The 20355-nt window shown below is 71.3% G+C and carries 17 protein-coding genes; 10 read left to right on the forward strand and 7 right to left on the reverse strand.

The window, feature by feature from the left end; translation table 11 throughout:
• Nucleotides 1-7 precede the first annotated feature (7 nt).
• The 6 genes from ACIBHY_RS42965 (at nt 8) to ACIBHY_RS42990 (ending at nt 9025) form a co-directional block, all read left to right on the forward strand.
• Complete coding sequence (locus ACIBHY_RS42965; protein WP_397309732.1) at nt 8-901, forward strand: haloalkane dehalogenase; 894 nt, start codon at nt 8-10, stop codon at nt 899-901.
• Nucleotides 902-965: 64 nt separating this feature from the next.
• On the forward strand, nt 966-3302 hold the full coding sequence (locus tag ACIBHY_RS42970) for an AAA family ATPase (RefSeq protein ID WP_397241916.1): 2337 nt from the start codon (nt 966-968) through the stop codon (nt 3300-3302).
• Between the two features lie 77 nt (nt 3303-3379).
• Nucleotides 3380-4366: an ABC transporter permease gene (locus tag ACIBHY_RS42975; protein ID WP_397241918.1), complete on the forward strand. Its 987-nt coding sequence runs from the start codon at nt 3380-3382 to the stop codon at nt 4364-4366.
• The gene (locus tag ACIBHY_RS42980; protein WP_397309734.1) at nt 4363-5271 is read left to right on the forward strand and encodes an ABC transporter permease; all 909 of its coding nucleotides are present in this window, start codon (nt 4363-4365) and stop codon (nt 5269-5271) included. The genes ACIBHY_RS42975 and ACIBHY_RS42980 overlap by 4 nt, the downstream gene beginning before the upstream one ends.
• Nucleotides 5268-7322, forward strand: coding sequence for a dipeptide ABC transporter ATP-binding protein (locus ACIBHY_RS42985; protein WP_397309735.1), 2055 nt, complete (start codon nt 5268-5270; stop codon nt 7320-7322). The genes ACIBHY_RS42980 and ACIBHY_RS42985 overlap by 4 nt, the downstream gene beginning before the upstream one ends.
• Nucleotides 7319-9025 carry an ABC transporter family substrate-binding protein gene (locus ACIBHY_RS42990; RefSeq protein WP_397241924.1) on the forward strand — a complete coding sequence of 569 codons (1707 nt, stop codon included), beginning with the start codon at nt 7319-7321 and terminating at the stop codon, nt 9023-9025. Before ACIBHY_RS42985 ends, ACIBHY_RS42990 begins: the two co-directional genes overlap by 4 nt.
• A gap of 3 nt (nt 9026-9028) precedes the next feature.
• Here the strand turns inward: ACIBHY_RS42990 and ACIBHY_RS42995 are convergent, their stop codons facing one another.
• Nucleotides 9029-9751, reverse strand: a complete 723-nt coding sequence (locus tag ACIBHY_RS42995; RefSeq protein WP_397241926.1) for a hypothetical protein — start codon at nt 9749-9751, stop codon at nt 9029-9031.
• 156 nt (nt 9752-9907) lie between these two features.
• Between ACIBHY_RS42995 and ACIBHY_RS43000 the strand changes: the two genes are divergently transcribed.
• Nucleotides 9908-10996 (forward strand): winged helix DNA-binding domain-containing protein, encoded by a 1089-nt coding sequence (locus ACIBHY_RS43000; RefSeq protein WP_397241928.1) that lies wholly within the window; start codon nt 9908-9910, stop codon nt 10994-10996.
• A 10-nt stretch (nt 10997-11006) separates the two neighbouring features.
• Entirely contained in the window at nt 11007-11834 is an 828-nt protein-coding gene (locus tag ACIBHY_RS43005; protein ID WP_397241930.1) for a PhzF family phenazine biosynthesis protein, read from the forward strand.
• 299 nt (nt 11835-12133) lie between these two features.
• On the opposite strand, the gene ACIBHY_RS43010 is transcribed toward ACIBHY_RS43005, so the two are convergent.
• The 6 genes from ACIBHY_RS43010 to ACIBHY_RS43035 all read right to left on the reverse strand — a co-directional run bounded on the left by ACIBHY_RS43010 (nt 12134) and on the right by ACIBHY_RS43035 (nt 17014).
• Complete coding sequence (locus ACIBHY_RS43010) at nt 12134-13018, reverse strand: biotin-dependent carboxyltransferase family protein (protein ID WP_397309736.1); 885 nt, start codon at nt 13016-13018, stop codon at nt 12134-12136.
• Nucleotides 13015-13632, reverse strand: coding sequence for an allophanate hydrolase subunit 1 (locus ACIBHY_RS43015; protein ID WP_397309737.1), 618 nt, complete (start codon nt 13630-13632; stop codon nt 13015-13017). Before ACIBHY_RS43015 ends, ACIBHY_RS43010 begins: the two co-directional genes overlap by 4 nt.
• A 13-nt stretch (nt 13633-13645) precedes the next feature.
• Complete coding sequence (locus ACIBHY_RS43020; protein WP_397309738.1) at nt 13646-14401, reverse strand: LamB/YcsF family protein; 756 nt, start codon at nt 14399-14401, stop codon at nt 13646-13648.
• Between the two features lie 11 nt (nt 14402-14412).
• Entirely contained in the window at nt 14413-15171 is a 759-nt protein-coding gene (locus tag ACIBHY_RS43025; RefSeq protein ID WP_397241938.1) for a thioesterase family protein, read from the reverse strand.
• A 10-nt stretch (nt 15172-15181) separates the two neighbouring features.
• On the reverse strand, nt 15182-16753 hold the full coding sequence (locus ACIBHY_RS43030) for a hypothetical protein (protein ID WP_397243759.1): 1572 nt from the start codon (nt 16751-16753) through the stop codon (nt 15182-15184).
• Between the two features lie 105 nt (nt 16754-16858).
• Entirely contained in the window at nt 16859-17014 is a 156-nt protein-coding gene (locus tag ACIBHY_RS43035; RefSeq protein ID WP_379609489.1) for a hypothetical protein, read from the reverse strand.
• A gap of 276 nt (nt 17015-17290) precedes the next feature.
• On the opposite strand from ACIBHY_RS43035, the gene ACIBHY_RS43040 reads away from it, so the two are divergent.
• Both ACIBHY_RS43040 and ACIBHY_RS43045 read left to right on the forward strand, forming a co-directional pair.
• Complete coding sequence (locus ACIBHY_RS43040) at nt 17291-17860, forward strand: HhH-GPD-type base excision DNA repair protein (RefSeq protein WP_397241940.1); 570 nt, start codon at nt 17291-17293, stop codon at nt 17858-17860.
• A 206-nt stretch (nt 17861-18066) separates the two neighbouring features.
• Nucleotides 18067-20160, forward strand: a complete 2094-nt coding sequence (locus ACIBHY_RS43045) for a SpoIIE family protein phosphatase (RefSeq protein WP_397309739.1) — start codon at nt 18067-18069, stop codon at nt 20158-20160.
• Nucleotides 20161-20355: the final 195 nt, after the last annotated feature.

Consider the following 20355-nt stretch of genomic DNA (forward strand, 5'->3'; position numbering starts at 1 on the left):
TCGGGAGATGGATCTGCTGCGCACCCCCGAAGCGCGCTTCGCGAACGTGCCGGACTTCCCCTGCGAACCGCGCTACGCCGAGGTGGACGGCATCCGCATGGCCTGGTACGAGGCGGGCCCGCCCGACGCGGAACCGGTCGTGCTGCTGCACGGCGAGCCGAGCTGGTCCTTCCTCTACCGCCACGTCATGCGCGAACTGGCCGCCGCCGGGCTGCGCGCCATCGCCGCCGACCTGGTCGGCTTCGGCCGCTCCGACAAGCCGGCCGACCCCGCCGACCACTCCTACGCCCGCCACGTCGAGTGGACCCGCCGCCTCCTGCTGGACGAGCTCGGCCTGACCGGCATCACCATGGTCGGCCAGGACTGGGGCGGGCTGATCGGGCTGCGCGTCGTCGCCGAGCACCCCGAGCGCTTCGCCAGGATCGTCGCCGCCAACACGGGCTTGCCGACCGGTGACATTCCCATGCCCGAGGTCTGGCACCGCTTCAAGGACGCCGTCACGACCGCGCCCGTGCTCGACATCGCCAGATTCGTCCAGTCCGGGTGCGCGAGCGAGCTTTCGCCGGCCGTCCGCGACGCCTACGACGCGCCCTTCCCCGACGAGAACCACAAGTCCGGTCCGCGTGCCCTGCCCGGCTTGGTCCCCGACACGCCCGAAGATCCGGCCGCGCCCGCCAACCGCGCTGCCTGGCAGATCCTCACCACGCTCGGCCTGCCGTTCCTCGTCGCCTTCTCCGACGGCGACCCCATCACCGGCGGCATGGCGCCCATCCTGAAGAGGACCATGGCCGGGGCCGCCGGGCTGGAGCATCCCGTGATCGCCGGGGCCGGGCACTTCCTCCAGGAGGACGCGGGGGCGGAGCTGGGCCGGCGCATCGCCGCATTCGTCACCGCCACCTAGCGTGTCAGGTGCGCCCAATCGTCGGTCCGGTGCGGTATAACCGGGGTCGGACCGGGGAGGCGTGATGCGGGAGTCCGACAGGACCCGGCCGGCGGGCAGAGCCGCCGCACGGGATCTGTTCGAGCAGGTGAGGTTGCGGTATTTCCAGCTTCCCCCGGCCGTGCGCCGGGTGCTCTACATCGGCGTGCTCGTCGCCGCCGTGGGCATCGCCGCGGCGCTGGGCTGGGATCTGTTCCAGACCTTCCTGGTGACGGTGGCGCTGCTGGCGTTCACGGCTCTGACGTTGCGCTTCCCACGCGCCGCCGCCACCGCGCTGGTGGCGGTGGGCTGGCTGGCGTTGCTGCCGGTCTACTCGACGATGGTGTTCGAGCCTCGCTCGGCCGCGCCCATGCTCCTCATGGTGCTGGTGGTGCCGGTGGTCGGCATCGCCCATCTCATTCGCTGGGTGCCGCCGTGGCTCACCACGCTCATGGCGCTCGTGCCCGCCGGTTCTCTGGCCGCCGCGCTCGCCCCGGTCTCCGAGAGCGTGGCCCTGTGGGCGGCCTACGGCGCCGCCGGCGCGGTCCTGCTCTACCGCTTCGTCGCGGCCCGCCAGGCCAAGGCCCAGCTGACCTCCGAGGAGCAGGTGCGCGTCCGGGGCCGCGACGGCAGGCAGGAGGCGCAGCCGGAACGCGGCGCCCCGCAGAAGCCGATCTCGGTCGAGGAGGCGCTCGCCGAGCTGGAGAGCATGATCGGGCTGTCGCCGGTCAAGGACCAGGTCCGCTCGATCGCCGCCTCCATCGAGGCATCCAGGCTGCGCGCCGAGGCGGGCTACTCGGCCGAGCGGCCCACCCGCCACTTCGTCTTCGTCGGCCCGCCCGGCACCGGCAAGACCAGCGTCGCCCGCACCCTCGCCAAGATCTTCTACGCGTTCGGCCTGCTGGAGACGCCGCAGGTGGTCGAGGCGCAGCGGGCCGACCTGGTCGGCGAGTTCCTGGGCGCGACCGCGATCAAGACCAACGAGCTGGTCGACCGGGCGCTGGGCGGGGTGCTGTTCATCGACGAGGCCTACAGCCTGATCAACTCCTCCGACGGCCAGCCCGACCGCTTCGGCGCGGAGGCGGTGCAGACCCTGCTCAAGCGGGCCGAGGACGACCGGGAACGGCTGATCATCATTCTGGCCGGCTACGAGCAGGAGATGGCCGGCTTCCTGGCCTCCAACCCGGGCCTGGCCAGCCGCTTCGCCACCCGCGTGCGCTTCCCCAGCTACTCGCCGGCCGAGCTGGCCGAGATCACCGAGCTGCTCCAGGGCCGCCGCGGCGACCGCATGGGGCTGGGCGCGCCCGCCGCGCTGCTCGGCCTGTTCGAGGACGTCCAGCGCCGCGGCCTGGTCGACGAGCTGGGCAACGCGCGCTTCGTGCGCAGCCTGGTCGAGGCGGCCGCCCAGGCCCGCGACGTGCGCGTGGTCGGCGCCGGCGGCACCCCCACCACCGAGGACCTCGTCACCACCACCACGGCCGACCTCACCAAGGCCTTCGACGAGCTGACCGCCCGCTTCCGCGGCTACGAGGCCACGCCCACGCTGGAGGAGGCGCTCGGCGACCTCGACCGCATGGCCGGCCTGGAGCCGGTCAAGCGCCAGGTCCACGCGATCGCCGCCCAGCTCCAGGTGGCCAGGATGCGCCAGGAGCGCGGGCTGCCCACGCCGCCGCAGACCCGGCACTTCGTCTTCGCGGGCCCGCCCGGCACCGGCAAGACCACCGTGGCCCGCGTCATCGGCCGCATCTTCGCCGCGCTCGGCCTGCTGGCCAGGCCCGACGTCGTCGAAGCCCACCGCGCCGACCTGGTCGGCCAGCACCTCGGCGCCACCGCGATCAAGACCAACGAGCTGGTCGACCGGGCGCTGGGCGGGGTGCTGTTCATCGACGAGGCCTACAGCCTGGTCAACCCCGGCTACTCCGGTGGCGACGCCTTCGGCAACGAGGCCGTGCAGACGCTGCTCAAGCGGGCCGAGGACGACCGCGACCGGATCGTCATCGTGCTGGCCGGCTACCAGCGCGAGATGGACGCCTTCCTGGCCACCAACCCCGGCCTGGCCAGCCGCTTCAACCAGCGCGTGGCCTTCCCCAGCTACAGCCCCGGCGAGCTGTCGGAGATCGCCGCCCTGCTGGCCGACAAGGCCGGCGACCGCTTCGACGAGGCGGCCCTGCGCGACCTCGACGAGGTGTTCGCCTGGGTGTGCGGGGAGAAGCTCATCGACGGTCTCGGCAACGGCCGCTTCGCCCGCTCGCTGTTCGAGCGGGCGGCGCTCCGGCGCGACGTGCGCCTGGCCGCGCTGGGCGTCGACGCCAGCTCCGCCGAACTCACCACTATCACCAGCGAGGATGTCCGGGCAGCGGTGGACGAACTATCCGGACGCTAACGTAACTCCTCTTTGACACTTGGCTGCGGCCTCTCCGTTACATGGTGTAGCACTATGACTACGGAGGGGAGGTGTGGATGGCGGGGTTCCTGGCTCGCAGGCTGCTCAACTATCTGGTGCTGGTCGCGGTGGCGTCGAGCCTCGCGTACATGCTGGCGGCCGGCGCGCTCGACCCGCGTTCCAACTACGCCGACCGCACTCCCAAGCCGCCGCCCGCCGTCGTCGACGCCCAGCTGACCGCGCTCAACCTCAACGACAAGACGCCGCTCATCCAGCGCTACGCGACCTGGGCCGCCGGGGTGCTCCACGGCGACTTCGGCAGGACCGTCACCGGCACCTCCGTCAACGAGGACCTCGCCCGGCGGGCCGGCGTCACCTTCCGGCTGGTCCTGCTCGGGCTGATCTGCGGCAGCCTGGTCGGCGTGCTGGTGGGCGCCTACGCGGCGGTCAAGCAGTACGGATGGTTCGACCGGCTCTCGACGGGGATGTCGTTCCTCGTCCTCGCGATCCCCGTGGTCGTGCTGGCCACCATGCTCATCCTCGTCGGCACCTGGCTCAACGAGAACGTCTTCGGCGCCAAGGTCTTCCTGGTCAGCGGCGAGTACTCCGACGGCCTCGACACCGGGTTCTGGGGCGGCGTGCTCGACCGGCTGCAGCACCTCATCCTGCCGACGGTCTCGCTGTCGCTCGGCCTGATCGCCACCTTCAGCCGCTACCAGCGCAACATGATGCTCGACGTGCTCGGCGCCGACTTCATCCGCACCGCGGTGGCCAAGGGGCTGAGCAGGCGCAAGGCGCTGACCAGGCACGCACTGCGCACCGCGCTGATCCCCGTCGTCACCTACTTCGCCTTCACCTTCGGCACGCTGCTGACCGGGGCCACGTTCACCGAGAAGATCTTCGGCTGGCACGGGCTCGGCGAGCAGCTGATCAACTCGATCTTCACCAACGACGTCAACACCGTGGCCGCCATCGCCTTCCTCGCCGCCGTCGCGGTCCTGGCCGCCTCGCTCGCGGCCGACGTGCTCCACGCCGCCCTCGACCCGCGGGTGAGAACCGCATGAGCCTGCAGGAGGAGGAGCTCGCGGAAGAGCTCCGGCAGACCCCGCGCGCGCCCTCGCGGCTGCGGATGGTGAGCGGCCGCTTCTTCGGCTCGACGCAGGGGCGGATCGGCTTCGCCGTACTGGCGGTGATGTTCCTGCTGGCCTTCGTGGGGCCGCTGTTCAGCCCCTGGACCTACACCGACAAGGACTTCACCGCCTTCCTGCAGCCGCCGTCGGCGCGGCACTGGTTCGGAACGCTCCAGACCGGCGCCGACGTCTACGCGGTCACGCTGCGCGGCATGCAGAAGTCGCTGATCGTGGGCCTGCTGGCGGCGCTGCTGTCCACGGCGCTGGCCGCGACCGTCGGCGCCTTCGCCGGCTACTTCGCCGGCTGGACCGACCGCACGCTGAGCTGGATCACCGAGCTGCTGCTCGTGCTGCCCGCCTTCCTCATCCTGGCGATCATGTCGCCGCTGTTCGGCGACGGGCAGTGGGTGCTGTTCGTGGTCATGCTGGCGCTGTTCCTCTGGATGGTCACCTCGAAGATCGTCAGGGGGATGACGATCTCGCTGAAGCACCGCGAGTACATCCAGGCCGCCCGCTTCATGGGCGTCCCGCCCGTGACGATCATCTTCCGGCACGTGATCCCCAACCTGTCGTCGCTGCTCATCGTCGACGCCACGCTCAACGTCAGCGCCGCCATCCTCACCGAGACCTCGCTGTCGTACTTCGGCTTCGGCATCCAGCCGCCCGACGTCTCCTTCGGCACGCTCATCGCCGACGGCGCCAAGACCGCCGTCTACGCGCCGTGGACGTTCTGGTTCGTGGCCGTGCTGCTGGTGGTCACCGTGCTGGCCGTCAACCTCATCGGCGACGCGCTGCGTGACGCGTTCGACCCGTCCGCCGCACGGAAGGGGAGGCGATGACCGCGGGGGAACCGGTGCTGGAGGTGCGCGACCTGCACGTCACCTTCGGCGACGTGCGCGCCGTGCGCGGCGTCAGCTATGCCGTACGGCCCGGCGAGGTCCTCGGCATCGTCGGCGAGTCCGGCTCCGGCAAGTCCGTCACCTCGGCAGCGGTCATGGGACTGCTGCCCCCGAGCGCCACCGTCACCGGCTCGGTCCGGCTCGCGGGCCAGGAGCTCATCGGCGCGCCGGAGAAGCGGCTGACCGCCCTGCGCGGCAAGACGATCTCCATGGTCTTCCAGGACCCGCTGTCGGCCCTCACCCCCGTCTACCGCGTCGGCGACCAGATCGCCGAGGCGGTGCGCGTCCACCAGAAGGTCACCAAGGAACAGGCCATGGTCCGGGCCGTGGAGTTGCTCGACCTGGTCGGCATCCCCAACCCGGGGCAGCGGGCCCTGGGCTTTCCCCACGAGTTCTCCGGCGGCATGCGCCAGCGGGCGGTCATCGCCATGGCGATCGCCAACGACCCCGGCGTGATCATCTGCGACGAGCCGACCACCGCGCTCGACGTCACCATCCAGGCGCAGGTGCTGGAGGTGCTGAAGACGGCCCAGCGGGAGACCGGCGCCGCGATCGTCATGATCACCCACGACCTCGGGGTGGTGGCCGGGTTCGCCGACCGCGTGCTGGTGATGTACGCGGGGCGGCCGGTCGAGGTCGGGGCGGTGGACGACATCTACTACCGGATGCGCATGCCGTACACGGTGGGGCTGCTCGGCTCGATCCCGCGCGTCGACCGGGGCGGGCGCCAGCCGCTGGTTCCCATCGAAGGCGCGCCGCCCTCGCCCGCCGCGCTGCCGCCCGGCTGCCCGTTCGAGCCGCGCTGCCCGATGGCGGTCGAGGAGTGCTCGGTGGCCGAGCCGGCGCTGCTGCAGGTCGGGCACGGCCACGAGGCGGCCTGCATCCGCTGGGCCGACGTCGGGGTCAGGCCGCCGGGCCGGCACGCGGCCCAGGCCGCGGCGACCGCCCGCGGGGGGCGGGGCGCGCAGGAGGTGGTCCTGCACGTGGACGGGCTGGTCAAGCAGTATCCGCTGATGAAGGGCTCGTTGTTCAAGCGCAGGGTCGGCACCGTGCACGCGGTGGCCGGGATCAGCTTCGACATCCGCCAGGGCGAGACGCTCGGGCTGGTGGGGGAGTCCGGCTGCGGCAAGACCACGACGCTGATGGAGATCCTGGAGCTGGTCAAGCCGCAGGACGGCCGGATCGTCGTCCTGGGCCGGGACACCGCGCGCATGGCCGCCGGCGACCGGATGGCGATCAGGCGCGACATGCAGGTCGTCTTCCAGGACCCGCTGGCCTCGCTCGACCCGAGGATGACCGTGCACGACATCCTGGCCGAGCCGCTGCGCACCCACCGGCGCGGCGACACCGGCTCGCGGGTGCGCGAGCTGCTGCGGCTGGTCGGCCTCGACGAGTCCCACGCCGCCCGCTACCCACAGGACTTCTCCGGCGGCCAGCGCCAGCGTATCGGCATCGCCCGCGCGCTGGCGCTCGAACCCAGGCTGGTCGTCCTGGACGAGCCGGTCTCCGCGCTCGACGTCTCGATCCAGGCCGGCGTGATCAACCTGCTCGACGCGCTGAAGTCCAGGCTCGGCCTGTCCTACCTGTTCGTCGCGCACGACCTGGCCGTCGTGCGCTACATCGCCGACCGGGTGGCGGTCATGTACCTGGGCCGGATCGCCGAGATCGGCCAGGTGGACACCGTCTACGACGGGCCCATGCACCCCTACACGCAGGCGCTGCTGTCGGCGATCCCGCTGCCCGACCCGCGGCGCGAGCGCACCCGGCGCCGGATCCTGCTCGACGGCGACCTGCCCAGCCCCGCCGACCCTCCCTCCGGGTGCCGCTTCCGTACCCGCTGCCCCAAGTTCAGGACGCTCGCGGAGAACGAGCGGTCCCGGTGCGTGGAGAGCGAGCCCGAGGTACGCGCCCTGGCCCACGACCACGGCGTGGCCTGCCACTACGCCGAGAAGCTCGAAGTCGTACAGAACCACGAGGAGTCACATCCATGAAGGCATCACGTCTCGCCCTCGCCGCCGTGCTGACCGGCTCGCTGGCTCTGGCGGGCTGCGGTGGCGGCGGCAGCGGCGGATCGGCGGGCGGCAGCGGCGCCGGACCGTCCGGCGACGGCGCCGCGATCAAGGCGTTCGACATCAACCTTCAGCCGCGCGATCAGGTCCGCGACGGCGGCACGCTGCGCTGGGGGCTCAACGAGTTCCCCTCGCAGTGGAACCGCAACCACGTCGACGGCAACCTCCTCATGGCCTCCGTGGTCAGCAACGCCCTGCTCCCGTCGCCCTTCCGCTCGAACGAGAAGGCCGAGATCGCCGTCAACCCCGACTACCTCGTCGATGCGAAGATCACCGAGAGCGATCCCAAGCAGGTGGTCACCTACACGCTCAACCCGAAGGCCAAGTGGTCCACCGGCGACCCGATCACGTGGGAGGACTACGCGGCCCAGTGGAAGGCGCTCAACGGCCGCGACACCGCCTTCCGGATCGTCTCGCCGACCGGCTACCAGGACATCGAGAGCGTCAGGAAGGGCAAGGACGACTACGAGGTGGTCGTCACGTTCGCCCGGCCCTTCGCCGACTGGCAGTCGCTGTTCGGGCCGCTGCTGCCGAAGTCCGCCAACGGCTCGCCCGATGCCTTCAACACCGGCTGGCTCAACAAGATCCCGGTGACGGCGGGGCCGTTCGCGTTCAAGGCCTTCGACCAGACCGCCAAGACGATCACGATCGTCCGCGACGACGCGTGGTGGGGCGACCGGGCCAAGCTCGACCAGATCATCTACCGCGCCTCCGAGCAGGACTCCCTGATCGGCGCGTTCGGCAACGGCGAGCTCGACATCACCGACGTCGGCCCCTCCGCCCCCGACTACGCCCGCGCCAGGTCCACCTCGGGCGCCGAGGTACGCCAGGCCGCCGGCCCCGACTTCCGCCACTTCACCTTCAACGGCTCCAGCGAACTGCTCAAGGACGTCAACGTCCGCCGGGCGATCCAGCTCGGCATCAACCGGCAGGCCATCGCCCAGTCGGACCTGCAGGGCCTGGACTGGCCGATCACGCTGCTGAACAACCACTTCTTCATGAACACCCAGGAGGGCTACCAGGACAACGCCGGCGAGCTCGGCGTCTACAACCCGGAGAAGGCCAAGCAGATGCTGGACGCCGCCGGGTGGAAGCTCGTCGGCGGTGTCAGGCAGAAGGACGGCAAGCCGCTTGACCTGCGGTTCGTCGTGCCGACCGGGGTGCAGCTGAGCAAGTCGGAGGGCGAGTTGGCCCAGAATATGCTCGCCCAGATCGGCGTCAAGCTCACGCTGAAGGCGGTGCCGAGCGACGACTTCTTCACCAAGTACGTCATCCCCGGCAACTTCGACATCACGCCGTTCGCCTACATCGGCACGCCGTACCCCGTGTCGAGCAGCTACGGCATCTACGTGAACTCGCCCGACGGCGGCAAGACCTGGAACGCCAACTTCGGCAGGACCGGCTCGGCGGCCATCGACGCCGCCATGCAGAAGGCCGGGTCCGCGCTCGACCCCGCGCAGGCGCGGACCGAGACGAACCAGGCCGACAAGCTGATCTGGCAGGAGGTCAACGTGCTGCCGCTGTACCAGCGCCCGCAGAACGTGGCGACCAAGGCCAACCTCGCCAACGCGGGCGCCCGCGGCTTCTACGACCTGCGCTACCAGGACATCGGCTTCACCAGGTGACGGCTAGCCGTAGTTGATGACGGAGGAGATGCGGTCGTTCCAGCCGAGGCTGTCGAGCTCCCGCATCTCCTGGTACGGCTGGACGTGCAGCGAGGCGCCGCCCAGATCGATGTGGTCGTAGTAGGCCACGTGGCAGTCGTTGGTGCTCATGGAGCTGATCGTGTCGTTCCAGGACGGCGAGGTGGGCCAGCCGCCGCGCCGCTTGATGGCGAGGTTGGGCCAGTAGTAGCCGGCCTGCAGCCAGAACCAGTCGCCGCCGTAGTGGTGGTGCTCGAACATCTGCACCTCCCTGGCCGCAGCCTGGACGCGCGGGCGCGTTTGCGCGGCGGCCCAGGCGGCGGCGCGCAGATGTCGGCCGTCGGTGAAGGCGTGCAGGGTAGGCCCGGTGTCGTCGAGGGCGAAGGTGAGCGGCTGGCCGTTGAAGCGCGTGATGTCGGCCGGGTCGTAGGCCACGCCGTCCACCACCAGGGCCATCCGCGGCGGCCGGTGCGCGATGGCCGGGTCGCTCGCCGGCCCGTGCAGCGTGCTCAGGCCGCTGACCCGGCTGGGCTGGGCGGGCGGAGGCTGGGTGAGCGCGTGGCCGACGAACTCCGGCAGTGTGGTGATACCGCGTTCGCTCAGCACCTCCAGGACGTCCTCCTCGCTGATACCGCCGACATGGGCGGAAAAATCCAGCAATCGCTCCACCTCACGCCGCGTCTCCGTGGTGATCGGTTCTCTGCTCACGTCGCTCTCCTTTCGGCCGCACCGTCGCGGCCAGGGACGCCATGTTCTCCGCGGCCCGCGGGGGCGGGACAGTAGCCGCACTGTGACACCTTGACTACTTCTCGCGACTTTCAGTCAAGATGAGCGTTCATGCGGGTCAGGTGTAGAAAGGGGCACGTGAACATCGCGGTGACCTGGTCGCAGGTACTGGCATGGCGGCTGCGGCGCCAGCATGTGAGCGGCCCCGGCGCCGCCGACCCCGTGGCGGTGGCCAGGCGCCTGTGCGGGATCCAGACCCAGGTGGCCTCCTCGGCCCAGCAGGCGGTCGCGCTACGCAGCGCGCGCCCCGGCCCCGGCGCCGTCGACCGGGCCCTGTGGCAGGAGCGCACGCTGGCCAAGACCTGGGTGATGCGCGGCACCCTGCACCTGGTGCCGGGCGATCGGCTGCCCGACTACTGCGCCGCCCTGGCCACGCTGCGGTTCTGGGAGAAGGGCGTGTGGCAGCGCGGCCACGGCGTGAGCGCGGCCGAGATCGAGGCGATCGTCGAGGCCGTCCCGAAGGCGCTGGGCGAAACCCCGCTGACCCGCGAGGAACTGGTCGACGCCGTCGTGGCCGGCACCGGCGACACCCACCTGCGCGAGGCGCTCACCTCGGGATGGGGCGCACTGCTGAAGCCCCTGAGCAGGCTGGGCGAGCTGTGCTACGGGCCGCCGCGCGAGGGCAAGGTCACCTTCACCGCGCCGCGCGACTGGCTGCCGTCCTGGCCCGCCGAGCTGCCGCCCCAGGAGGAGGCCGGCGTCCGCGTCCTGCGCGACTACCTGGGCGCCCACGGACCGGCCTCGCCGGAGACGTTCGACAGGTGGCTGTTCGGCGGCGTCGCGAAGAAGTCGGTGCTGAAGGGCTGGTTCCGCGACCTGGCGCCCGAGCTGACGGAGGTGGACGTGGACGGCGAGCCCCTCCAGGCCCTCACCGAGCACCTCGACGACCTGGCCGCCACCCGGCCGTCGGAAGAGGTCCACCTGCTGCCCGGCTTCGACCAGTACATCCTCGCCGCACCCCGGAACCTGGCGGCGCTCGTCCCGCCCGCGGTGAAGCCCAAGGTCAGCCGCGCGGCGGGCTGGATCTCGCCCGTGGTGGTCCACCAGGGCCGGGTGGCCGGGGTGTGGGAGCCCAAGGACATGAAGGTGGAACTGTTCGAGGACGTCCCCGCCGGCCCGCTCGCAGAAGCGGTGACCGGGATGCGGGCACTGCTCGCCGAGCTGTGACACTGGACCCATGACCCGAGACTTCGCGCAGGTCGACGTTTTCACCGACACCCCCTACCGAGGCAACCCGCTGGCGGTGGTCCTCGACGGCGACGGGCTGAGCACCGAGGACATGCGGCGCTTCGCCCACTGGACGAACCTGTCAGAGACCACGTTCGTCCTGCCGCCCACCACCCCCGAGGCCGACTACCGGGTCCGGATCTTCACCCCCACCACCGAACTGCCCTTCGCCGGCCACCCCACCCTCGGCACCTGCCACGCCTGGCTGGAGGCCGGAGGCAAGCCGGCCGGCGGGAACACGATCGTGCAGGAGTGCGGCGCCGGCCTGGTCGACGTGCGGCGCACCGCCGGCGGGCTCGCCTTCGCCGCGCCGCCGCTGCTGCGCGAGGGGCCGGTGGAGGAAGAACTGATCGAACGCCTGGCCGACACGCTGCGCATCGACCGCACCGCGATCGTGGACGCGCAGTGGGCCGACAACGGGCCGGGGTGGGTGGCGGTGCTGCTGGCCGGCGCCCAGGACGTGCTGGAGGTGCGGCCCGGGGTCGTCGACCTGGACATCGGGGTGGCGGGGCCGTACCCGGAGGGGTCGCCGCAGGCGTTCGAGGTGCGCGCGTTCTTCCCCCTGCACGGCGCGACGGCGGAGGACCCGGTCACGGGCAGCCTGAACGCGTCACTGGCCCGCTGGCTCCTGCGCACGGGCCGCGCCACCGCGCCTTACACGGCCTCCCAAGGCACCGCCCTCGGCCGCGCCGGCCGCGTCCACATCTCCACCGACGCGGATGTCATCTGGGTCGGCGGCTCTTCCGTCACCTGCATTCGCGGCGCGGTTTCCCTTTAGTGGTGTTTCTGCGGCGGCTGTGCTCCCGCTCCTTCCGTCACGGCTCTTTCCAACACGGCTCTTTCCGTCACGGCTCTCTTTCCGTTACGGCGAAGCCGCCCCCACGCCACCCGCCGCCGTGGGCGGGCGCCGATCGTGGGGGTCGCTTCTCACGTCGGACGTGGTCCCCGCCGTCACGGCCCACGCCGACCGGCGACCAGGATCCCCACCGGCCGGATCGGCCCTGGCAAGGTCGGCCGGATCGGCCCTGGCAAGGCCGGCCGGATCGGCCCGACCGGGCCGAGCCGCGGTCCCCGAGGTCAGGTGGGGGTTTTGCGGAGGGTGAAGCGGGTGGTGGCGCCTGGGCGGAGCTGGGCGGCGGTTGAGAGGTCGGCGGCGGACAGGACGGCGATCACCGGGTAACCGCCCGTCGGCGGGTGGTCGGCCAGGAAGATGATCGGCTGCCCGCTCGGCGGCACCTGGACGGCCCCCGCCACCATGCCCTCGCTGGGCAGTTCGCCCTGCCGGGCACGCTCCAGGACGGGCCCGCTCAGCCGTACGCCGACCCGGTTGCTGTCCTGGCTCACCTGGTAGGGCCTCCCGCACAGCTCCTTCAGCGCCCCGGGCACGAACCAGTCGTCACGCGGCCCCGGCACCACCCGCAGCACGGCCGCCCCCGGCTCGCGCAGGGGGGCCACGTCGACCGAGATCTCCGCCAGCCCGTCCACCGGGCCGACGGGCAGGACGGTCCCGGCCCGGAGCACAGCGGGCCCGAGGCCGGACAGCGAGTCGGTGGAACGGCTGCCGAGCACCAGCTCGGCCGCGATCCCGCCCCGGACGGCGACGTAGGTGCGCAGGCCCCTCACGGGCGTCCCGAAACGCAGCTCGCCCCCGGCCGGAACCCAGAACGGCGCTCCCATCCCCGCACCAACCGGCGCTCCCGTCCCCGGACCGGCCGGTGCGGCCGTCACCGGGCAGGGGGCGCCGGTTATGGAGATCCACGCGCCCGCCGGGAACGCCAGCCGCGCGCCTCCGAACGTCAGTTCGATTCCTGCGAACCCTTCCGGGTTGCCCACCAGCCGGTTGGCCAGTCGCAGCGCGGCGGCGTCGGCGGCGCCCGAGTGCGGCACGCCCAGGTGCGCGTAGCCGGGGCGGCCGAGGTCCTGGACGGTCGCGTAAGGACCGGGCTTGATCACTTCGATCATGCGGGCTCGAACCGCACACGAGTGCCGGGCCGGAACAGTGACGGCGGATCGGCCCGCACGTCCCACACCCGGAGATCGGTACGCCCCAGCAACCGCCACCCACCGGGCGAGGCGCTCGGATACACCGCCGAATGAGGCCCGGCGATGGCCACCGAGCCCACCGGAACCGACGTGCGGGGCGTGGCCAGCCTGGACACGTGGAGCACCGGGTCGAGCCCGGTCAGATAGGCGAACCCGGGCGCGAACCCCAGCCACCCCACCACCAGTTCCCGCCCGCTGTGCCGCGCCACCACCTCGCCCGGTGTCAGCCCGGTCTCCACGGCCACGTCGGCCAGGTCGGCGCCGTCGTAGACGACCGGCACCACGACGGCCGGGGTCCCGTCCGCCCGGTCGCCCGACGGCGGTTCCGCCGCGACTCGTGCCAGATCCGTCAGCCGTTCGCGCAGCCGTAGCTGGTCGGCGCCCGGCGCGACGACGAGCACCGTCTCCGGCCCCGGCACGATCTCCACCACGGAGCCCGGCCGCTCGGCCCGCAGCAGCGCGTCCAGCCGGTGGGACACCTCCAGCGATCCGGTCTCCACGAGCAGCCCGTGCTCACCGGCCGCCCTGATCACCGCGCCGCCGCGGTCATGCGAACGCCTGCAGGACCACGCCGGCCTCAAGCAGCCGATCGCGTACGGCCTGCGCGAGCCGTACCGCGTCAGGGGTGTCGCCGTGGACGCAGATGGAGCGGGCGCTGACCGCGACCTGGGTGCCGTCGGCGGCCAGCACGCTCTCGTCGACGGCCATGCGCACGGCGCGCGCGGAGACCGCGGCCGGGTCGTGGATCACGGCGCCGGGCTCGCGCCGGGGGACCAGCGTGCCGTCCGGCGTGTAGGCGCGGTCGGCGTAGGCCTCGGCGATCGTGCGGACGCCCTCGGCGGCGGCGAGGGCGTGGACGACGGAGCTGGGCAGCGTGAGGATCGGCAGCGTGGGGTCGTAGTCGGCCACCGCGTCGACGACCGCGGCGGCCTGGCCGGGGTCGCGGCAGATGCGGTTGTACAGGGCGCCGTGGGGCTTGACGTAGGAGACGCGGCCGCCCATCGCGCGGGCGATGCCGTCGACGGCGGCGAGCTGGTAGAGCACCTCGGCGCACAGCTCTTCCGGCTCGACCTCCATCTCCCTGCGCCCGAAGTGGGCCAGGTCGCGATAGGAGACCTGCGCGCCGATCGACACGCCCCGGTCGACGGCGGCGGCGCAGGTACGCCTGATGGTCACGGGGTCGCCGGCGTGAAAGCCGCAGGCCACGTTGGCGCTGGTCACGATGTCGAGAAGCGCCAGGTCGTCGCCGAGCCGCCAGATGCCGAATCCCTCGCCGAGATCCGCGTTGAGGTCGATCACCATGGCCCTATCTTCTACCGTGGCGCGACGAAGAGCGTCTGGGTGGCCGCGCCGACCTCGCCGAGTTCGTCGAACAGGGTCGACCGCGTGAGGCCGCGGCCGGACGGGCCGACGACGGTCTCGGCGTCCATGCAGATCCACTCGGTGGCCGGCGTGCGGACCAGCGCGACCGTGAGATCCAGGTTGACGAACATGTGCGTCTCGAACGGCAGGGCGTGGCTGATCCCGTTGCCGCTGTCCGCCACGGCCAGGAGGCGTTCGAGCGGGGTCGTGGGCTCGTCCTCCACCAGGGGGACGCGCATGCGCATCCACGCCGTGGCGGGGCCGGTCTCCATGGGGGTGCCCTTGACGAAACGCCAGTCCATGGCTCTGCCGTACCCGAAACCGGTCGACAGCCACGACGGCGGGCCCGGCTCGTCCGGGACGGGGGCGGGCGGCGGCGAGGTGGCGATCTCGGGACTTTCGCTCTCGCGGATGCGCCAGGCCGTGGCCCTGACGTACTCGCGCCCATCCGCCCGGACCGTGGCGGCCAGGCACTGCACCCGCCTGCCGTCGCGGATGACCTCCGCGCTGACCTCCAGCTCACCGACCGGGACGGGGCCGAAGACGTCGGCGGCCAGCCGGGACAACTCCAGCCCCGGCACCGGCGCTGTGCGGCCCAGTTCGTAGGCGATCAGGGCGGTGACCGGGCCCATGTGCTGGAAGCCCGGGTGCCAGGGACCTTGGGTGTGCTCGGTGGCGAGGTAGCGGCCGGGGCCCAGCCAGGAGTACATCGGCATGGTTCTAGATCTCGTCGGGGATGTCGGCGATGTCGTCGAGGGCGGCGGCGAGTTCCTCGGGGTCGCCGCCGATGCGCTCGGCGATCTCGATCAGCACGTGCAGCACGTCGTGGCGGTCGTGCCCCAGATCCAGCAGGCGCTGGGCGGCCTCCCACAGTTGCGGCGGGTCGCCGTCCCACAGCCTGGTCGCGATCTCCTCGTGCCAGGCCAGGTGCTCCTCGTCGATCTCGCCCACGTGGTCGAAGCGCAGCAGCGTGCGCCGGTCGGCCTGGTCGGCCGGGTCCAGCTTGTCGAGGTCGATGTCACCGTGCATGCCCTGCAGGTACGGGAAGGCGAAGACCCGCCTGGCCAGCGCCGACAGGTCGCCGTCCGGCAGCAGCCGCTCCAGCAGCGGCAGCTCCAGGCCGAAGGAGGTCGGGTCGCGGTAGGCCTCGGGGAACTTCGCCGTCGCCTCCCACACCGCGTCCTGCGTCGCGCGCAGTCCTCGCTCCGGCAGTCCGGTACGGCCCGCCGCGAAGCGCACCCACGCCGACAGCACGTGCGGCATCGCCTCCTGCTCCGCCCGGCTGAGCATCACCTTGCGCGGCAGCCAGTCCAGCAGGAACGTCTCGCACTTGACCGGGCTGACCCGCATCGGCCGGTTGAAGTCCTGCTCGCAGCCGTAGTCGATGATGTGGTCGGCGCAGCGCGAGGCCGCCGACGGGTCCGACAGGTGCTCGGCGGCGTCGGAGGACAGGAACTCCGCGGCCAGCATGGCCCGCCGTTCGCGGCTGTAGGGCGCCTCGATGTGCAGCGGCGCAGGGCGTTTGCGGCCGGGCGGCAGCGCCTTCAGCCGGGAGCGGGCGAAGGCGTGGTAGGCGCTGTAGCTGTCGCTGACCGGCGGCGGCGTCTTGGGCACCGTGTGTGATGGTCGCGCCCGCTTCGCCGCTCGTTGGCTCGTCCCTCGCTCTCTCCCGTCGAGCTCCTGCGCTCCGCCGGTGGCCTTCATCGCCGACTCCAGCAGCGCCCGCGCCTGCTGCGGCTCGATCTCCTCGAACAGCAGCATCGGGTCGGCCCCGGCCTCGGCCCTGGCCTGGTCCAGCAGCTTCTCCACGTGGGAGGAGACCCAGGCGTCGCGCGCCATGCCGTTCATGTTGTGGTCGACGACCATGACCAGCGCGTGCCGGTCCTGGGGGCGGTCGGCGGCGGCCTCGCCCCACCGGTAGGCGAAGGTGCAGATCACGGTGTCCTGGTCGCCGTAGGCGTCGCGGGAGACGTAACAGCCGGTGGGCTTGACCGCGCCCACCCGGTCGGCCCAGCCGGGCCTGGCCACGCCGCCCTCCATCATCGCCAGCGCCGCGCCCTCGGCCTTGGCGCCCTGACGCGCGGTGCCGAGGTAGGCCAGGCAGATGAGCAGTGTCAGCGAGGCCGGTGTGCCGGCCTTGGCCGCGTAGTCGACCAGGCCCTCGCCGAGCACCTGCTCGACGTCACCGCCTTTGACGCGCTTTCCCCACCAGGCGCCGATCATGTCGGAGACCATCAGCTCCGCGTCGAGCGGCGTCCGTACGGCGAGAAGTTCGCGCGCCGCCTGCAGCATCTCCTGGAAGACTTCATCAGGATTGGTTCGATGTCGGCGCACGCCCTCACTCTCTCGCATTCCAGGCACAAACGGCGCGTTTCACGCAGCCTGGTGACCCCGATGTTATCGGGCGCTACGGGGCGGGGGCGCGGAGTTCACGATGGCGAGCAGGTGCTCGCGCGCGATGCGCTCCACGATCTGGGGAGTCGCCTCGATGCCGAGGTGCTCCGCGCAGGCGCACACATCGGCCACACATCGGTCGATCGTGTCGACAGGCACGGTGAGAAACTCTTCGGCCAGCCGATGACTAACTGGCTCTTTGAGCATGCGTGTGGCCAGAGCGAGCATAGTCGTGAGATTCCTCTGCAAGCCCGAGGGCAAACCCCCCGGAGACGGACGCGGGCGACTTGCGCTCTCATTTCATCTGTTCTCGGGCCGGTGTCAAGCCTCCAGGCCGACTGTGTTCCCTACGTTTACTAGACGTTCTCGCCCGGCTGTAGGTCCACCGATGCCGACCACCGAACGTGAGAGACCCTTTCGTGCGAAGCTGGTGCCATGCGCATCCAGCTCGCCCAGCGGACGGAGGCCGACGAGCTGCTCGGCCGCAGCCCGCTCGCCCTGCTCGTCGGCATGCTGCTCGATCAGCAGATCCCGATGGAGTGGGCGTTCACCGGCCCGCACACCATCTCGGAGCGGCTCGGGCACGACCTCACGGCCGGGGAGATCGCCTCCTACGACCCCGAGGCGTTCGCCGCGCTGCTGGCCGAGAAACCCGCCGTGCACCGCTATCCGAAGTCGATGGCGAGCCGCGTCCAGCAACTGGCCGCCTACCTCGTGGAACGCTACGAGGGCGAGCCCGAGCGGATCTGGGCCGACGCCGCCGACGGCAAGGACTTGCTCAAGCGACTGCAAGATCTTCCGGGCTACGGCAAGCAGAAGGCACAGATTTTTCTGGCTCTGCTCGGCAAGCAGCTCGGCGTGCGGCCACCCGGCTGGCGCGAGGCGGCAGGACTTTACGGCGAGGAGGGTTCCCACAGGTCGGTGGCCGACGTCACCGACCCGGAGAGCCTGGGCAAGGTCAGGGCAACCAAGCAAGAGGCCAAAAGGGCGGCGAAGGCCAAGTAGCCTGATCTTGCTGCGTAATGTGGAGCGATTTTGACAGGATGCGTTGTCCATAGTGGAGACCCGCGGGTGGCGGGGGCTTCCGTCCGCGCACACCCATCGCCGATGATGTACAGCAGAATCCGGTCGCCCGGAGCTGCGCTACGCCGATACACAGTTATGGAGATGTGCCGCGTGGGAGACCCTGGCACGCGACGGAGGTGCCGACCATGAGCGCCGAGACCTCCGTTCCCCGTCCCCGGGAGTCGGATGTGGACATCTCAGACTCCGGCCTGTTCAAGGGCCTGCTTTCCGAGGCGGAGTTCGCCTTCGCCTTCTTCGACGTCGAAGGCCGCGTCCAGCGGGTCAACGACGTGTTCACCGACGTCGTCAGCGTGCCCGCGGACAAGCTGACCGGAAAGCCGCCGGCCGAGACGCTCACCGCCGACCTCAGCCAGCTGATCACGCACGCCGTACAGGCCGTGATCGAGAGCGACGGGCCCGTCACGGAGAGCCGGGTGCGCGTCCGCTCGGCCGAGGGTGACACGCGGCACTGGTCGCTGTCGTTCTCGCCGATCCACGACGAGGGCGGCGAGCTGCGTGCCGTCGCGCTGGTCGGGCTCGACGTGACCGAGAGCCGCCAGACCGAGGAGGAGCTGCGCCGCAGCGAGGAGCGCTACCGCTCGCTGGTCGAGGCGCAGTCGCAGCTGGTGTGGATCACCTCGCCCACGGGCGCGGTGGTCGAGGACGCGCCCCAGTGGCGCGCCATCACCGGCCAGGGGCTGGAGGAGTACCTGGGGCAGGGCTGGCTCGACGCGGTCCATCCCGACGAGCGCCAGCAGACCGAGGAGGCCTGGCGCGAGGCCCTGCGCGGGCGGACCATGTTCGAGTGGAACTACCGGGTGCGCACCCGGGCCAGCGGCTACCGGCACTTCGAGGTGCGGGCCGTACCGATCATCAGGCACGGCCGGGTGGTCGAGTGGGTCGGCGCCAACACCGACGTGACCCCGCAGCGCGAGGCCGAGGAGATGCGCGGCAGGCTGACCGACCAGCTGGGCGCCGCCGCGCTGCGCACGGCCAGGCTGCAGGGCGCGACCGCGCTGCTCGCCGAGGCGCTGACGGTCGAGCACGTGGTCCAGGTCATCATCGACGTCGGGCGCACCGCGCTGGCCGCCGACCGTTCCGCGGTCGCGCTGCTCGATCCCGACCGCGCCATGCTGCAGCTGATCAACGGCGAGGGCGTGCCCGAGGTGCCGGGAGCGGCGGGCGAGGAGATCCCGCTCGCCCACACCAGCGTGATGACGATCGCGGTCAACAGCCGTCGGCCGGTCTTCGCCGAGTCGCCGGAGAGCCTCAAGTCGCAGCTGCTGGAAGCCGGCGGCAGCGAGGAGGTCCTGTCGGCCTACCTCAAGCACAGCGACGAGCGGGCCTGGGTGGGCCTGCCGCTGCTCGCCGCGGGCCGGGCGCTGGGCGCGCTGCGCTTCTCCTTCACGCGGCCGCAGAAGATCTCACAGGAGGACGGCGTCTTCCTGGAGGCCCTGGCCGGGCAGTGCGCGCTCGCCGTCGAGCGGGCCACGCTGTTCGAGCGTGAGCACCGCACCGCCGAGACGTTGCAGCGCAGCCTGCTGCCCGACCGGCTGCCCGTGGTCAAGGGGCTGGTGCTGGCGCAGCGCTTCCGTTCCGGAAGCCGCCACGTGCAGGTCGGCGGCGACTGGTACGACGCCTTCGTGCTCCAGGACGGACGGGTGGCCGCGGTGGTCGGCGACGTCATGGGCAAGGGCGTCAAGGCCGCCGCAGGCATGGGCCGGATCCGCAACGCCATGCGCGCGCTGGCGCTGACCAACCCGCCTCCGGCGGCCGTGCTGACCGGTCTCGACCGGGTCTTCGAGGCCACCGAAGAGGAGGAGCAGGTCACGACTTTGGCGTACATGGTGGTCGAGCCGGTGACGGGAGAGGGGACGCTGGCGCTGGCCGGTCACCCGCCGCCCGTGCTGGTTTCGCCGCAGGGTACGGCGATTCTGTGCGACGCCGAGCCCGGTACTCCGCTAGGCTGGCCGACCAGCCGAAGGCAGTTCCGGTTCGTGGTGCCGCCCGGCCATACGGCCGTGCTCTACTCCGACGGTCTGGTGGAAAACAGGAAGCGCGGGCTGGACGCCGGCCTCGCGGAACTTTGCTCTGTTGTGACCGAAGCTCCGCCCGAGGTGGTCAGTAGTCCGCATATGCTGCTGGACTTCCTGGTAGACCGGATGTTGTCGGGATATGAACAGGATGATGACGTTACCGCGCTGGCCATTCATGTTCCGTCGGCCACGAAGAGTGACTGAATGAAACAGTCATAAGGGTTGCTTTCGGGTATCAGTGCCGCCCTTACGTACGCACTACTGTCCGGGTCGGCCTAGGGTGGAGGTCAACCGCCGGGAGGTGGCCGTATGAAGTGCTGGGTCATGCCAGAATGCTGGATGGTCCGTTTGCGCTCCGCACGGCCTCGCCGTACTCCTAGAGAGGCATAGCCCCCCAGC

Source organism: Nonomuraea sp. NPDC050547, assembly GCF_044457345.1.
GTDB lineage: Bacteria > Actinomycetota > Actinomycetes > Streptosporangiales > Streptosporangiaceae > Nonomuraea.

Bases quoted from the DNA above. Each gene is read 5' to 3' on its own strand.
- ACIBHY_RS43010 (WP_397309736.1), bottom strand. From the start codon at position 13,018: ATGATCGAAGTGATCAAGCCCGGTCCTTACGCGACCGTCCAGGACCTC.
- ACIBHY_RS43005 (WP_397241930.1), top strand. From the start codon at position 11,007: ATGACCCGAGACTTCGCGCAGGTCGACGTTTTCACCGACACCCCCTAC.
- ACIBHY_RS43030 (WP_397243759.1), bottom strand. From the start codon at position 16,753: ATGCTGCAGGCGGCGCGCGAACTTCTCGCCGTACGGACGCCGCTCGAC.
- ACIBHY_RS42965 (WP_397309732.1), top strand. From the start codon at position 8: ATGGATCTGCTGCGCACCCCCGAAGCGCGCTTCGCGAACGTGCCGGAC.
- ACIBHY_RS42970 (WP_397241916.1), top strand. From the start codon at position 966: ATGCGGGAGTCCGACAGGACCCGGCCGGCGGGCAGAGCCGCCGCACGG.
- ACIBHY_RS42985 (WP_397309735.1), top strand. From the start codon at position 5,268: ATGACCGCGGGGGAACCGGTGCTGGAGGTGCGCGACCTGCACGTCACC.
- ACIBHY_RS42980 (WP_397309734.1), top strand. From the start codon at position 4,363: ATGAGCCTGCAGGAGGAGGAGCTCGCGGAAGAGCTCCGGCAGACCCCG.
- ACIBHY_RS43025 (WP_397241938.1), bottom strand. From the start codon at position 15,171: ATGTACTCCTGGCTGGGCCCCGGCCGCTACCTCGCCACCGAGCACACC.
- ACIBHY_RS42990 (WP_397241924.1), top strand. From the start codon at position 7,319: ATGAAGGCATCACGTCTCGCCCTCGCCGCCGTGCTGACCGGCTCGCTG.
- ACIBHY_RS43020 (WP_397309738.1), bottom strand. From the start codon at position 14,401: ATGGTGATCGACCTCAACGCGGATCTCGGCGAGGGATTCGGCATCTGG.
- ACIBHY_RS43045 (WP_397309739.1), top strand. From the start codon at position 18,067: ATGAGCGCCGAGACCTCCGTTCCCCGTCCCCGGGAGTCGGATGTGGAC.
- ACIBHY_RS43040 (WP_397241940.1), top strand. From the start codon at position 17,291: ATGCGCATCCAGCTCGCCCAGCGGACGGAGGCCGACGAGCTGCTCGGC.
- ACIBHY_RS42975 (WP_397241918.1), top strand. From the start codon at position 3,380: ATGGCGGGGTTCCTGGCTCGCAGGCTGCTCAACTATCTGGTGCTGGTC.